The sequence below is a fragment of the Bradyrhizobium sp. R2.2-H genome (assembly GCF_004346455.1).
Classification (GTDB): domain Bacteria; phylum Pseudomonadota; class Alphaproteobacteria; order Rhizobiales; family Xanthobacteraceae; genus Bradyrhizobium; species Bradyrhizobium diversitatis.
This window is the reverse complement of the sequence record NZ_SMBR01000004.1, coordinates 32,487-45,916: the sequence shown is the minus strand read 5'-3', so window position 1 is coordinate 45,916 and position 13,430 is coordinate 32,487. Positions and strand designations below refer to the sequence as shown.

20 protein-coding genes are annotated in these 13,430 nt (G+C 59.6%); 13 read left to right on the top strand and 7 right to left on the bottom strand.

Features of this window, described 5'->3' with window-relative positions:
* Positions 1-85: 85 nt before the first annotated feature.
* Complete coding sequence (locus tag EDE08_RS11150) at positions 86-319, bottom strand: DUF3551 domain-containing protein (RefSeq protein WP_131869359.1); 234 nt, start codon at positions 317-319, stop codon at positions 86-88.
* A gap of 254 nt (positions 320-573) precedes the next feature.
* Between EDE08_RS11150 and EDE08_RS11145 the strand changes: the two genes are divergently transcribed.
* From EDE08_RS11145 to EDE08_RS11125, 5 genes are all read left to right on the top strand, one after another.
* Positions 574-912: a hypothetical protein gene (locus EDE08_RS11145; RefSeq protein ID WP_061878982.1), complete on the top strand. Its 339-nt coding sequence runs from the start codon at positions 574-576 to the stop codon at positions 910-912.
* A 105-nt stretch (positions 913-1,017) separates the two neighbouring features.
* Entirely contained in the window at positions 1,018-1,497 is a 480-nt protein-coding gene (locus EDE08_RS11140; RefSeq protein ID WP_131869360.1) for a hypothetical protein, read from the top strand.
* A gap of 59 nt (positions 1,498-1,556) precedes the next feature.
* Entirely contained in the window at positions 1,557-2,039 is a 483-nt protein-coding gene (gene greA / locus EDE08_RS11135) for a transcription elongation factor GreA (protein WP_061878984.1), read from the top strand.
* A 126-nt stretch (positions 2,040-2,165) separates the two neighbouring features.
* Positions 2,166-2,840 (top strand): hypothetical protein, encoded by a 675-nt coding sequence (locus EDE08_RS11130; RefSeq protein WP_131869361.1) that lies wholly within the window; start codon positions 2,166-2,168, stop codon positions 2,838-2,840.
* A gap of 154 nt (positions 2,841-2,994) precedes the next feature.
* Complete coding sequence (locus tag EDE08_RS11125) at positions 2,995-3,537, top strand: 2'-5' RNA ligase family protein (RefSeq protein ID WP_131869362.1); 543 nt, start codon at positions 2,995-2,997, stop codon at positions 3,535-3,537.
* Positions 3,538-3,566: 29 nt separating this feature from the next.
* On the opposite strand, the gene EDE08_RS11120 is transcribed toward EDE08_RS11125, so the two are convergent.
* The 3 genes from EDE08_RS11120 to EDE08_RS11115 all read right to left on the bottom strand — a co-directional run bounded on the left by EDE08_RS11120 (position 3,567) and on the right by EDE08_RS11115 (position 5,767).
* Entirely contained in the window at positions 3,567-3,998 is a 432-nt protein-coding gene (locus EDE08_RS11120) for a hypothetical protein (protein ID WP_131869363.1), read from the bottom strand.
* A gap of 563 nt (positions 3,999-4,561) precedes the next feature.
* Positions 4,562-4,957: a DUF2441 domain-containing protein gene (locus tag EDE08_RS39645; RefSeq protein WP_502700595.1), complete on the bottom strand. Its 396-nt coding sequence runs from the start codon at positions 4,955-4,957 to the stop codon at positions 4,562-4,564.
* Between the two features lie 162 nt (positions 4,958-5,119).
* A complete protein-coding gene (locus tag EDE08_RS11115; protein WP_131869364.1) occupies positions 5,120-5,767 on the bottom strand; it encodes a hypothetical protein in 648 nt (215 codons plus the stop codon).
* Between the two features lie 103 nt (positions 5,768-5,870).
* Here EDE08_RS11115 and EDE08_RS11110 point away from each other — a divergent pair, with 103 nt between their 5' ends.
* The 3 genes from EDE08_RS11110 to EDE08_RS11100 all read left to right on the top strand — a co-directional run bounded on the left by EDE08_RS11110 (position 5,871) and on the right by EDE08_RS11100 (position 7,638).
* The gene (locus EDE08_RS11110; protein WP_131869365.1) at positions 5,871-6,227 is read left to right on the top strand and encodes a hypothetical protein; all 357 of its coding nucleotides are present in this window, start codon (positions 5,871-5,873) and stop codon (positions 6,225-6,227) included.
* Positions 6,228-6,721: 494 nt separating this feature from the next.
* On the top strand, positions 6,722-7,123 hold the full coding sequence (locus tag EDE08_RS11105) for a hypothetical protein (RefSeq protein WP_131869366.1): 402 nt from the start codon (positions 6,722-6,724) through the stop codon (positions 7,121-7,123).
* 194 nt (positions 7,124-7,317) lie between these two features.
* Entirely contained in the window at positions 7,318-7,638 is a 321-nt protein-coding gene (locus EDE08_RS11100; RefSeq protein ID WP_131869367.1) for a hypothetical protein, read from the top strand.
* Between the two features lie 12 nt (positions 7,639-7,650).
* Here the strand turns inward: EDE08_RS11100 and EDE08_RS11095 are convergent, their stop codons facing one another.
* The gene (locus EDE08_RS11095; protein ID WP_131869368.1) at positions 7,651-8,814 is read right to left on the bottom strand and encodes a site-specific integrase; all 1,164 of its coding nucleotides are present in this window, start codon (positions 8,812-8,814) and stop codon (positions 7,651-7,653) included.
* Between the two features lie 32 nt (positions 8,815-8,846).
* Between EDE08_RS11095 and EDE08_RS11090 the strand changes: the two genes are divergently transcribed.
* Complete coding sequence (locus EDE08_RS11090; RefSeq protein WP_131869369.1) at positions 8,847-9,077, top strand: hypothetical protein; 231 nt, start codon at positions 8,847-8,849, stop codon at positions 9,075-9,077.
* A gap of 443 nt (positions 9,078-9,520) precedes the next feature.
* Here EDE08_RS11090 and EDE08_RS11085 read toward each other — a convergent pair whose 3' ends face one another.
* Both EDE08_RS11085 and EDE08_RS11080 read right to left on the bottom strand, forming a co-directional pair.
* Complete coding sequence (locus EDE08_RS11085) at positions 9,521-10,153, bottom strand: hypothetical protein (protein WP_131869370.1); 633 nt, start codon at positions 10,151-10,153, stop codon at positions 9,521-9,523.
* Between the two features lie 37 nt (positions 10,154-10,190).
* Positions 10,191-11,033 carry a hypothetical protein gene (locus EDE08_RS11080; protein ID WP_131869371.1) on the bottom strand — a complete coding sequence of 281 codons (843 nt, stop codon included), beginning with the start codon at positions 11,031-11,033 and terminating at the stop codon, positions 10,191-10,193.
* 578 nt (positions 11,034-11,611) lie between these two features.
* Between EDE08_RS11080 and EDE08_RS11075 the strand changes: the two genes are divergently transcribed.
* From EDE08_RS11075 to EDE08_RS11060, 4 genes are all read left to right on the top strand, one after another.
* The gene (locus EDE08_RS11075) at positions 11,612-12,058 is read left to right on the top strand and encodes a hypothetical protein (RefSeq protein WP_131869372.1); all 447 of its coding nucleotides are present in this window, start codon (positions 11,612-11,614) and stop codon (positions 12,056-12,058) included.
* Positions 12,059-12,223: 165 nt separating this feature from the next.
* Positions 12,224-12,457 (top strand): hypothetical protein, encoded by a 234-nt coding sequence (locus tag EDE08_RS11070; protein ID WP_131869373.1) that lies wholly within the window; start codon positions 12,224-12,226, stop codon positions 12,455-12,457.
* 98 nt (positions 12,458-12,555) lie between these two features.
* The gene (locus tag EDE08_RS11065; RefSeq protein ID WP_131869374.1) at positions 12,556-13,134 is read left to right on the top strand and encodes a hypothetical protein; all 579 of its coding nucleotides are present in this window, start codon (positions 12,556-12,558) and stop codon (positions 13,132-13,134) included.
* 98 nt (positions 13,135-13,232) lie between these two features.
* Positions 13,233-13,424, top strand: a complete 192-nt coding sequence (locus EDE08_RS11060; protein WP_207912961.1) for a helix-turn-helix domain-containing protein — start codon at positions 13,233-13,235, stop codon at positions 13,422-13,424.
* Positions 13,425-13,430: the final 6 nt, after the last annotated feature.

Below are 13,430 nucleotides of genomic sequence, written 5' to 3'. Positions count from 1 at the left end.
CCGGCCGGGTTAAGCAGCCCCAGACGGTCAGCACGAGAACGGTATGATCGAGCGCGGCGCGCGTGGTGTGCGCGCCGCCAACTCGTCAATAATAATAGGGTTGCGAGTAGGCGTAGCGCGGGTTGATGCCGCAATAGGCCGACGTTCCGGATGCCGTGGCGGCACATTGCTGATAGCTGGCGAACTGGCAGTTGCCGGGGTAACCCCAGTGGCGGCCTTGCAGGCAATATCTGTCGTTTGCGGCCTGGGCCGGTGCCGCCGACAACGACGCGGCGATCAAGGTCGCGAACGATGCAAGCGTGAGGATGGTGCGACGCATTTCAATCTCCTTCGAGGATGGAACGGCCGTGCTTGGCGTTCCCGCTGGACTGTCTGATGCACGGTCATGCCTATATTGGTGTCCGCGACGCCGGATGCGTTCGAGGTGAAATCATCGTGACCGCAGCCGGTGGCGGGCAATGTGATCTCCACCACAGTTCGCGCGCGGGTTCCGGGCTATTCGACGAACTTGCAAGCCTCGATCCCGCGGGACTAGGCTTGCCTTCATTCGGATCAGGCATTTTGGAGGTTCTGATGCAGAATTCATATTTGCTGGCTGCGACGGCCGCGCTGCTGCTCACGATGCAGACGCCGCTTGCGCTGGCGCAAAGTGCCCCGCCCGCCGGCGGAACTGCTACGCCTCCCGCGACAAGTGCTGCGCCTGCCGCGACGACGACAGCGCCAAGCGCAACCACCGACAGCTCCAGCCAGCCGACCGACGCAAGGAAGAGCGCATCGAAGAAGCCTGCGAAGAAGAAGATGACCCGGCAGCAGGAGATCGATCATTCGATCGACACCGGCACCGTGCCGGCGCGCTACCGCAGCTCAGTGCCGAAGCAGTACCAGCAGTATATTCCGTTCGACAAGCGGTAGCGGATCGCAGGCGGCATGACGCGACCGAACGTCATGCCGCCGGTGCCATCGTCGGTGGCGGTCTGCGAGAGCGGTGCTAGAGTAGACCGATGCCCCGGGGGAGCAATGAATGACGAGGTGAAGGACGCGGGCCTTGTGGCGATGATCAGCGGCATCCTGGGAGGAAACAGGCGCGCAGACAGTTTTGCACCGCTCGCCGATGGTCCGCCGACCGTGCCGGCGGATGGAATGGAGCCGGGCGAGACGTCCAGCTCCGATCCGGCACCGGCCACGGCCAGGAATGCGGCCGATGACGCGCCGGCTGCCACGACACCGGTCGAGCCGCCCGCGCAAATCGCGACCACGCGGGACGGCAAGCGCCTGCTGCCGGCGGAGGCGATCGCCGATCTCGTGCTCGGCGAGTTGCGCAAGCTGGAGAATTTCCCGAGCTCCGGCGTTTCGGTCACGGTCTATGGCTTCCGGAACTGGAACGCCATGCTCACCTTCGCGCCGTTCTCGACCACGTTCCAGAATGCAACGCGGTTCCGCCAGGCCATGCCGGACCTTGTCTTCAAGCTGCGCCGTTTCGTCGAACTTGAGATATAGTTCAGTGCAATCGGCGGCGCGCGGCGTCGCCATCCAAAACAGCTCGACAGGATCTTCAATTGAGCGTCGCTTTTACCAAGGAAGAGAGCGCCGAAACCGCGTCCGAGACGCTGTTGCCGGATCGCCCGATCTCGCCGCATCCGAACCTCGTGACCGAAGCGGGCTACAAGGCGTTGCAGACCCAGCTTGCCGAAGCGCGAGAGGCCTATGAAGCCGCGCAACGCATCGATGACGTCAACGAGAAGCGCCGGCAGTCGGCCGTGCCCTTGCGCGACGTCCGCTATCTCACCGAAAGGCTGCGCACGGCGCAGGTCATGCCCAATCCGACCGCGACCGACGTCGTCGCCTTCGGCAGCACGGTAACGTTCAGCCGCAACGATGGCCGCGTGCAGACCTACCGCATCGTCGGCGAGGACGAAGCCGATCCGAAAGCGGGGTCGATCTCGTTCGTCGCCCCGGTTGCGCGGTCGCTGATGGGAAAGGCGGTCGGAGACGTCGTTGGTTCAGGCGCGCAGGAGATCGAGATTCTGTCGATCGCGTAGCACGCGCAATTCCAGGCGAGGATTGCGTGGCAAAGAGTGCCATCGACAGCAGCAATCCCATCGGCCTAAAGTATGATCCGGAACAGCGCGAGGCCGTCGTCTCCGCCAAACGAAGTTGATGATTGGATGAGACGGTTTTTGTCCGGAGCCTTGCCGTTCTACGCGCTGGCTGGACTGGCCATGTGCATGTATCTCGTTCTGTACAGGACGAGCCTGTTCGACCTGAACGCCATCGTCCATGGCGCGACCGGATCGGCATGGTTTCCAGCCTTCATGTTCGCCTGCGTGCTGGTGGAAGCCGTCTTCCCGTATTTCGGCTATTTTCCCGGCACCGCCCTCATCCTGATGTCCGTGGCGCTCAGTCCGAAGGCCGTGGATGGCTCCGTATTCGTCGCGGCGTGGCTCGCCATCATCCTGGGCGCCGTTCTCAGCTATGGACAGGCGCGTTTCTTCAGGCCGTTTCTGCAGCGGGTGGCTTCGAAGGCGGCCCTGCGCCGATGCGAGTCCCTGTTCGACGCCTATGGCCGCTATGCGCGCATTGCCTTGTTCGTTCATCCCAACGCCTGTTCGATGTATTTCACGGCGCTCGGACTGCTCGGCCGCAGCCTGACGCGCGAGCTCGCCTATCTCTGCGTGGGCGCCGCGGCCGCAGTGGGCATTCTGTTCGTCATCGTGACCCGGCTGGTGTCGTCCATCGGCCCCACCGACGATGGCGAATTGCAGGTGCTGCTGGCGGCCGCGCTGGTCGCCATGGGGACACTGATCGGCTTCTATACCGCTTGGCGGCCGAAGGCGGCCTGAAGCCTGCTCCGTCATTGCTTCGGCGCACTTGCAATGACGACGAATGGAGGCTCGATCGCCGCGAGGTTCGTTCACCTCTCCCGCTTGCGGAAGAGGTCGGCAATCCGCTGCCGAGATAGATCAATCGGGCATTGGCGCATGGAGCGACCGGCCCATGGCTTTGGCTATCAACATTCGGTCCGACGATTCTTCCGCAAAGCGGATCGAAGCCTTGTGGGATGAAGTTGCCACGTTTGAGAACCAGCCTTCGATGAGGGCTCTCGGCTATCGCCCGCATTTTACATTCGCCATCTATGATGCGCGCGAGATCACCGCGAAGACCGCGTGGCAGACCATGCTCCGCGCAGTAGGGGACGAAGGGCAATTGCTGGTCGCGTTCAAGCGAATTCGTTGGTTTGCAGGTCCGCCGCTTGTGCTCTGGGCGGAGCCGGAATTCGATGAAACGCTCGTCAGATGGCACGCTTCGATCAGCGCTGCAATCGATCCAGCCTTTTGTCGGCTGCACTATCGGCCCGGCAACTGGCGACCCCATTGCACGCTCGGTACACAAATCGCCGACGCAAAGCGTGATGACGCGATCGCCTTCGCGCAGTCGTTCAACGGCAGCATCAGCGTGCTGTTCGACGTGATGGATTGCGTTGCTTTTCCGCCGGTGCGTGTGATTGCAGAACAGCGATTGCCGGTTTGTACCCCGTGAGGTGTGCGATTATTTGCCGAGCCTTCAGATCATTTGTAGTCGATCTGGACCGAGCCGACCGACTCATCGTGCCGGATGAAGCCCCGTTCGATCCCTGGCATCATTGCAATTTCGACGACGTTGCTCCCGCGCCAACTGGGCAGTATCTCCGCGTGTCCAACGAAGCCGAGGAACGCGTGGTTGCGATCGGGCGAAAAGGTCCGGTCCATCGGTGCGATGCTGGCATATGTGGAATCCGGTACCGTTGCGTTGCATTCCTGCCTGAAGATAAGCACCGCTTTGGTGTCGTCGGGCGACCGCGTCGAGCTAAGGACCACGTTGCGGCAGCTGGCAAACCCTTCGAGTGCGAACCAGATGAGACCAACCATAGCCGCGATTCCAATGCCGACCACAGCAAGCACCGCGATCGCGATTCGTATCCAGAGTTTCGAAGAACGGCGAGAGAGCGTCATCCAGCTCATGCCTGATCTCTAGCCGGAGATCCGGCGCGGACCATCAGGCGCAGCATGCTCATCAAGCGTGCACCCCTCCCGATGATGCCATCATGCCCCTGTTTTGCCCGACGGAGCAAGAAAAATTCGGAAAAAGCGTAACCCCTTGATTCCGCTGGCGCCGTCTACTGTGCATGGGGTTGTTTTCGAATTTTTGACAGAGCGGAAGCAAGACTCCCGGTCCGTCTACGCTCTTCGAGCTACGCCGGACACGCTTCGCTACTATTGGGCGTGGCTGCGCCACGCGAAGCCTTTGGCGAAGCGTGGTGGGCGCACAAGGGATCGAACCTTGGACCTCTCCCGTGTGAAGGCCAGACCTGCGATTGATCCACTTGGTAAATTTGCCGCTCGGCCCGGTTTCCCCGTTCTTTCCCCGTGACGCTGCGGCGACTCCAAGCCCACCAGGGGCAAAGGCGTGCGACTGCGATGGATTGCCGAGATCTCAGGCGCTGCCGAAACGACCGCTGGTCCTAAACCCGCCTGACTCACTGGATTCTTGATAGATCTGGGCTGCTCGAGCTGGGCAAGGAGCCCTAGTCAATCCGTTTGACCACGCGAAGCGGTGAGAGTGTTACCATCTCCTCGCATCGGATTCCTGGTGCGTCCGCAATGGCCGTCCATAGAGAAGCTTCCCAATATCGTACGGCGATTTGTACCATAGACTCGGGCCTCCCGGGCAATGGCTGAATGACGTTGAAATCTGCGATGTGTTCGATCGCATATGGATTCACCTTTTCGACCTCGTAGAGCACTGGATGAAGAGTAGCTCTATTGCCTTGGAGCGCAGGGACATTCATGTAGAAGCGAGCGGTATCCAAGTTCGTGCAGCAAAAAGTCGAAGCCAAGCGGGACGGTTTAGCCGGAAATTGTTGCTGCCGGATTTCCTCTAACGTTTGCTCGCGTTGCCACAACGTGTGGCTACTACCCATCAATCGATGATGCGGCCATAATTGCCCGGAAGTATTACGCTTCCAGCACCAAGCAGCGTGGGGGACGAGTGATAAAGCGGCATTTCGATCCTGTACGCGCGGGCGGTGGGTGTGCGAGGATTCTACCGTCAGCGTAACCCCCCGCAATATGGCCGTGCAAGGTTACGTGAAGCCAAAGCATCGCAGCAGTTCGTCGCGAGCGCGTTTACCCATAGGCACCCAAGGCTCGGCGGATCGATCCGAGATCCAGCCACCCTTTACTTCGATAGTTGGAGGGCATGTGCAGAACAAATGCATTCCGATCGTGCAAGCGCCCGTTGCCTCGCAGTTGAATTGCCACATCGTCGCCCGAAGTTTGGGCTGCCCCTTCAGCGCCTCATCGTCCATCTCTGGCCAGATCTTCGCACTTGAGTCTCGCAACGAACGTAGTGCCTCATCCCAAGGCTCTTCATTCGTTCTTTCCCAAGCCAATTTCAAAGACGGTAGCAGACTGTCAATCAAATACCGATTAAATCGCCTTCCATCCTCGAGGCTTACGTAGAACTGCGCGCGATAGCCTGATCTTCCGTTCATGAGGATATCAAAGGTTATTTTGTCGAGCCGTATGACGGCTGCAAAGCGCCTGTATCTTGACCACCATTTTGACGGTTCGAACATTGGCTTGACTGTGCCACTGGCGACCGCAGACGCAAGATCAAACGCAACCATCGATATGAGATGTTCAATTGTATGCTCAGCTAAAAGCCGGGCACTCCGCGGATCATGCTGGTCGAGTTCGATGATCCATTCGTCGGTAGGGACGCTAGCCATAGCGAACTTCCAAGAGAAGGGGGGCCAAATCGGCAAATGCTCTCTCATCCATAGGGCAAGAGCAACAGGATGAAAGAGCCACTGGCAAGAGAAGCCGCTTGGCATGAATAGCAGTCTGAGGGATGGCGCGGAGCGCCCGCTTACCTCGTCGTATACTGCTACCCGTAATCTCGTCGGCAGCTTTGTCGCCGATGACGAGGACGATATCGCCCTTGTGATGGACGAGTGCACCGACGCGACAGGCTGCGAATATGTCGAGCTCCCGGCCGGCGGCGTGATGTGGAAGAGCAGGCCAAGCCAATGCCCGATACTGGCGACCTCGCGGTCGAAACGCAGTAATTTGCCAGCACAGCAACGCGGCTTAGGAGCCGGCTCCGCATGCGCGATCAAGGAGTGGTGTCACGCCTGCTTCTTCACTTTTCAGATATGTTTGGTGGCCGAAAACTCTTCACAAAATTGAAGTTCGCGCCTTGAAGGTCCTTTCGAGTTTCCCAGACCGAGCGCTCCCACGATCCAGTGGGAAGTCGCTCAAGTCTGAAGGCTTCTCGTAGCCCGTCTAAATCGTTCGGATTAAGGGCGACGCAGCAGTGTTTGCTCCCACAGCGGGGGCCGCAACCGTACGGGTCAAACGGACGCGGACGGGGAGGGCCGGGCCTCGGTCTTGGGCCGGGCAAAGGAGTAAATACGGGGTCGAATCCACCGTCTACTACTGGGCCCAGCATTCCACCCTCAAACCCGGGACTGCGTTTTTGAGCGTTCGCGGGATTAAGGGTGGCGCCAAGGCAGAGAAGCAATATCAAAATCAATAAATTCTGTTTCAACGAGGCCTCCGGGAAAAATTGGCCTGAGTCTCGTCTGGTATTCAATCGCAACCGAAGGGCGAGCGCAATAGGCAGTAAGGGGCATTTGCATGCAGGGCGCCCAAGGGGCACCTTATCTGCTGGAGGATGGATAGTGCCCGCTTACCTCGTTCGCATCATCGAGACTCGGGACTTGGTTGGCATCTTCGTCGCCGACGATGAGGACGACCTGGAAATAGTCGTCGACGAGTGCACCGACGTGCCGGAGTGCGAGTACGTCGAGCTGCCGGCGGGTGGTGTCATGTGGGAGAGCCCGGCCAAGCCTGTGCCTCTGGATCCTGGGGACCCGGAAGACGACACGTCGCCGGTTGACGAGTTTCCGTGGGCCGGCGCCTCTCTGACCGAGGCATGGTGGTTTGTTGTCTACGGGCGAGCCGAATTAGAGTGGACGCCATTTGAGGCAGATCCTCCGCGCCCGTCACCGCCGGTGCCGCGTCGGAAGCCTTCAGGCCCCGGGCGGGTAATCCAGTTTCGGAAGCGGGATAAAAGTCTATGACTAAATACGGGACGATATAGACTCAGCTTGCATTTCCGGCGTCCCCACATGACGATGGCGCTGGCCTCCTAACTTGCAAGAACCCCCGTGGTCTTTATCCTGCTTTGATCTGTGGTGTCCTTGATTCACGGTAGCAGTGCTCCAATTGCCCTAACCTGCATTTTCGCTCGCGTTCAACAGAGGGGATTTCAGAAATGCGTATTCTTCTGGCCATTGTAATCGCCGTGTCTGCTTCTGCAGCCAGTGCTCAGAATTGTCAGTTCCTGGGCAACCAAACCTACTGCGATAATGGACTAACGGGCCAACGGCTGGGGAATACGACCCACTGGAACGACGGCTCGACATCCCAGCGTCTTGGCAGCACGACCTATAACAGTGACGGTAGCACCGCCCAACACCTCGGAAACAACACTTTTTTCAGCGATGGAACGTCGGCCCAGACCTTGGGCAATACGACTTACTTCAGTAACGGCCGCTCGTGCCAACGGCTCGGAAATCAGGTGTATTGCAATTGACCAGAGGTCGCCCTAGTTGGCGGCCTCCTTCTTGCGAGCATCTAGGCCAATGAGAGCGGGCTTCGCCTCCGGCACCGGCAACAGATCGGCCCGGCGTGCCTCTGCGCTAGCCATTGTGTGCTTGTACCGGTCTGCCGAGTCTGGATCTTTCCAGCGCCCGGTCCGAGTTAGGCCGTAGGTGTCCAGCCCGCCGTACCGGTGCATCCAGGTCCCATAGGTGTGGCAGAAGATGTGGAAGCCGCGCATGCGCCGCGGCAGCACGACGCCGGCGCGGTCCAGGGCCAGATACAGCATTTTGTAGAGCCGGCCGCCCTTGCAGAAGCGAAACAGTTTCTCGTCCGGATGACGCTCGAGGAAGGGCGCACCGGCGCCGGCTCGGTTGCGGCCGGCCGCACCGTTCGCCAAGACCACCCCAGCTGCCTTGCGAGGCCTCTCAAGGCGCGGGGGCTGCTTCCGGAAGGCTTCGACCACGATCGGCGGGAGATGCACCGGGCGGGGCTCGCTGTTCTTCGTGACGCCGAGGTAGAGCAGGGCCTGGTCGAGCCGCAGCCCACGCAGTAGGGCCTCTTCAGTGGCGTCCCCGAGCCGCATCCCTGTGTAAAGCAGGGTCAGGCAGAACAGGCCAAACTCCGGCTCGATGCCATAGGCCTCCCGGATCACGGCAAAGGCTTGCTCCGGCTCGAGCCATTCGGTTGCCTTGCTGCCGCGCCAGCCCTTGGGTCGCTTGATCTTGAGCTCGATGCCAGCGTGCTTCAGCACAGCGGACACCGGCGTGTAGAATTGGCGGTTGAGGGTGGTTGCCGGGGCGAGGGGGTAGACGCCACGGGCTGCATTGTCGATCGCCAGCTGGTCGATCTCGGACAGCGGCTTATCGCGTAAGGCGTGCTCGCCGGTCGCCTCGATGATCTTTCCGAGAAACTTGGCCTCGCCGCCAGCCTTCAGGTAGGCGAGGGTGGCATCGGCAAAAGTCGGCGGCTTTGGCGCCTCGGGAGCTACCTCCTCGCGCTTCCGATACTCACCACGTTCGATTGCCTTTTTGATATCCTTGAGGACCCGCTTGGCGATCCGAAGTTCAGGAGTGCCCGTAGTTCGTTCAACGTAGACTCCGAGGTACGTTCCCCGGATCTCGTAGTTGGGCGTCTTGCCTTTGCGCGGAGGGCGGAGGCTGAGGGGCATGGCTCTGACAAAGCCTCCTTGAGGCGGGCCAGGTGCTCGGGGAAGAAAAGCTTACGTCGCCCCATCGTCCGGTAAAACGGGTGGTCGCGCAAGAAGTCCTGGAAGCAGCGGCGGCTGACCCGGAAGAACGCTGCGGCCTCATCCATGGTTTTGGGGTGCTCGCTCAAGGGCGGCGTCGTCCAGTTCAGGCCGGCACCGATCTGAAAATGGTGGCTGCCGCGACCAGGACGGCAAGAATGCAGATCGCGCAGGTCAACCATTGAGTTCGGACAATCGAACTGCGGGCCCGACCTGTCTCGCCCCTGGCCTCCATGAACGAGCAGGTCAAGACGTCAAGCTTCTGGTGGACCGGTTCGTCCGTCATCGGTCGGTACTCCTACACTGTGATCATTCTGATCGCCGAAAACGAGGGCCAAGCCGTGGGCCTGAGAGGCGCTCTCACACCTTATGGCGGTGAGCCTGCACTGATAGTCTGTGGCGCTGTGGGCCGCTTCCTGGACCACACGAAGCCCCTTAAGAACCCTTGTGCTCCAGCCCTCCGGCTGAGCTCGATCCGGCCAGATACCAACCACGACGTCATGGCTCGCGATGACCGATCGAAGCGGCCCCATGGTGCCATCCATGAGACCGCTATTGGTGTCGGCCAAGCTCACTAGATCGCTTAGCGTCATCTGCCGCATAAAGGCGGCTCCTTCTTTGGTCGGCATCAAGTGCGCAAGTGGTCGGCAATCGCGTCGGCTGCGTTTTGCATCACTCTTTTGAGGTCGAACTCTTCGGGAAAGATTTCGGTGTCGCGGCTGCAGAAGGCCAGGAGCTCCTGAGCTTCCTGCAAGCTTTGCGGCCGATAGTCGGAAATCGCCTGCTCCGCCGCGGTCCACGCATCATGAGCCTTCCGCAGTTCTCGCTTTGCTTTGCGGAGTTCCTTGGACATCGATTGGACGCGGGCCCGATCTTGCCGATCAAACTCCGTCAGCAAGGCATCATACTTCGTCTTGCTAGCGGAGCGCTCATCCTCGCTCTTTACCTGAGCGATCTCGATCGAGAAGTCTTTTTCAATGTCTTCTCGGTGTCGATAAAACCAGTCCTCGACAGGAAATTCTTGGTTGGGCCTTCCCTCGACCATAATCCGAAGCGCACCGCTTTGCCCGCCGTAGACCTTTGGTTTTGGCGCGGTCTTATCAAATGCGATGTTGAGCTCATCCTCGATCGGCGCCCAACGGCGCACCGCCTCCAGGGCCGCCTCCAAGTCGGCCTTCAGAATGGCCGCATTCTTACCGCTTGAGGGGCATGCGAAATTGATGATCGGGGTCGGCGCGCTGATCTGAGTGGTGGGGCTCATGAAGGTCACCTCCTATGGCTGACGAGGGAAATAAGCCCTATTTTGCACCTATGTTCAAGCCCTTTTTTGCACCGTTTGCGCCGGGCTTTGATTTGAGGGAGTTATTGGCTGGGCCTTCGGGTCGAAGGGTTGCCGCTATTTGATATTCGATGGTCCAGCCTAATTGGGGTGACCATGCGATCTCGGAGCCTTCGCTGACCCTGCCCAAATACATGTCCGGGGTCCGGTCGTTGCTGCGGTCCAGTGAGGCGAGCCAGGCGTCGCCGTTCGGGCTGAAGAGGCATTCGCGGAGGCTGACTTCCGTTCGGTTTGCTGCGCGGTCCTGCCGAGATATCAGGAGGCGGTCTCCTGAAGCGATCATCGGGCCGTCAAACTCGCATCCAATTACCACCGAGCCTCTAGGGAAGGCTTGGCCTGGGTGATCATAATCAATCAGGTGTGCGACGGTGAGGCGGCGGTAAGGCCCAAGAAGCGGTACAGTAAGAGGAAACGGGGCGCTAAGTGGATTGATTGTGGAGCCGCGATCGTCCGCGGTGATGATGCCGGCTACTTGAACGCTTGAAAGCCAGAAGGCGTCCGGATCCACGTGATCGGCAGACTGGGGATCAGTAGATCGAGTGCGCTCCAAGTTGAGTGATGTCGCCGCCGAGAAGAGCTTAACGATGGTCCGCGCCCCGAGGTTGGCGTTGCTGTCTTGGCCGGCCAGGAACCTATTGATGTTGGACGGCGAGGCTTGAGCCCTCTTGGCGAGCGCTGTGGGTGTAATTTCCAGCGTGCGACAGACCCACTGGATCCACCGCCGAACGCTGTCCGCATCCAAGTCTGGCGGGAGACGGATCTCGTCGAAGCGATCAAAACCGAGTTCATGAAGCGGGCTCATAAGGCCGTTTTATTAGCAGAGAGGGCTTCCAAACAGGCCCTTTTTAGGGCTTGATCTTCCGAGGGTAATGACCTAAAAAGGGCTTATGATCGATGTACAGGCGAGTTTAGCGGCCATCGAGAAAGCCGCTCGCGACCATAAGGTGGCCATCCGCGCCATCTGTCGAGCCGCTGGAATCACGCCGTCCAATTGGGCGCGGTGGAGGCACGGCACTAGCCCGACAATCAAAAAGTGGCTGGCTGTCCAGCAGGCCGTGCGAGACTTGATCCCATTGTTCAGTGAATCGGAAACTGCATCGCCCGATAGTAGAGAGGGCCGTGAAGCGCTTTCATCTGGGCATCCCATTCCCGATAACGGATTATCGCCGCCGCTCGATGGACTTCTCGCTCAGAGCGTGGAGTCGGCTTCGCTCGGTGCCTCGCCAACATTAAGTTCGTCTCCTTCAGTTCCAGAGCGGCGCAAGCACGCCCGGGAGAAATCGTAGTTCGCGGGTCGCGCCCGGTCGCCAAACTGAGTGACCCGCAATGAGTGTGAGTAGGCCACACGTGTGAGGCTTCTCCCCAACAGGAGAACCACACATGACATCGGAATTTTCCCAAAAGGCATCGGAGATGCAGGCTACTTCACTCGACGAGGCGGCAGACCTTCTTCGGAAGGTCGCAGGCGAGCGCCAGGCCGGCGAGTCGATGAAGGCCATATTTCGTAGGCTAAGCCGCAAGCTCGACAATTGGTCCGAGAACCGCATTCGGGACGTCTGGCACCGCGACCCCAGGATCAAGGTTCGCGCCGATGAAGTCAGCCAGCTCAGGGCGCTTGTCGAGCCGAAACGTAAGACCGAGAGCATCCATGACCTGGAAGAATTGCGGGCTACTGTCGCTCGTCTTGCACGGTATGAGGCAGTTCTGCAGCGCCTCGACGAAGAGTTTTTTGGCCCGGAAATTTCTGCGGCGCGCGATCAGCTTGGGGAGGCGAGCCGCGTTCTGGGAGCGAGCGGCATTCGGTTACGACCCGGAACTCGAGGATAGATTTAGAGAAGAGATGAATACCGCGGCCACCCAACACCAACAGGTGGCTGAGATCGCGTCCGACCCTGGCTAGACACGCACATCTTGCCCGTCCTATCGCGAATTTCCGTCGTCCAGACGTGCAAATCTGGAGAGGATAGTAAGCTCGCGAGTGGGAATTAACCCTTGGTTGTGCTAGAGTTTTTCTCCCGCAACCTGCTCAATTCTTGGGAGTATCTCGTGGTCGACAATTACACAAAGGCCGTCCTTACAATTATTGCCGTTTCTCTAACGGTCATCGCCATGCGCAATGCCGTGCCGGACAAAGCGTTAGCCCAGTCAGGCCCCGTACATGTCATTGTGGACCAAGTTGCTTCGTATGCTCTGCAATATGCTGGACCCATCCAGGTGCGGCAGTAGCTATACAAATCGCTGCGGCTAGGGCGACGGCTCGAACGGCCGGTACCGCACCGGCCTGCCGCGGTGACCACATTGCGGATGCGCCTGCGGAGGTGCTTGTGCGGCAAGCGATAGATGGACAGGTCCCTTCTGCCTCTAATGAGGACGAGCCTGATTGGGCGGGGCTGTTTCCAGTTGAGGACAACTCGAGTGAATCAGGCGTCGAGCTAGATCTCGAGTTTCTCGACGATCTGAAGCTATCGATCGGCCTGCTTGGCGGCGTGCACGACGTTGGCAAGGACGGCCTCCCCAAGAAGCGTTATCTGAGAGGCAACCAAGAGTTCGTCGCGCGCAAGGCGTTGGCGCGTTTGCTCCGATCATCCAACCCCGTAGACGGCATCGTTCGCAGCCTACTTGCAGCGCTGATCGACCCTGAGGGGGAGGTTCCTCCTTATTCATCATTTGACCTCGCGCCAATAGAGCGCCGTATCGTCATCACCGGCCGCCAGCGGGGCGGGGGCATGATCCAGAATCTTCGAAGACTTGAACTTGCAGTCGCCGTCACAGCTGCCAGGCAGAGTAATTCAGCACAAACGAGAGACGATGCGATCCACGAAGTTGCCGAGCGATTTTCGGTTAGCACCAGAAAGGTCGAAGAGGCCTTGGCGTATCTCGGCGAAACCCTCGGCGCGAACTGAAGGCGTAAGGCGGTTATGCCTTCGGTGCATTCAATCCGTGCTGTCGTATTCTCCGTCTACGCCCGCATGAGTTCGGGCGCGCTATGACGGAGCATCTAATGTCCAAAGCAGCCTTCAGCATCACTGAGTTTTGCGCCTCGTACGGCGTCGGCAAGACCACCGCCTATGAGGAGATTTCGTCTGGCCGACTGCACGCGGTCAAGGTCGGGAGGCGGACTCTGATTCCAGAAGCCTCCGCAGTGGCTTGGTTGAAGGCTCAGCCGGCGGTCAACTCACTGCATGCTGCTTGATCAGGA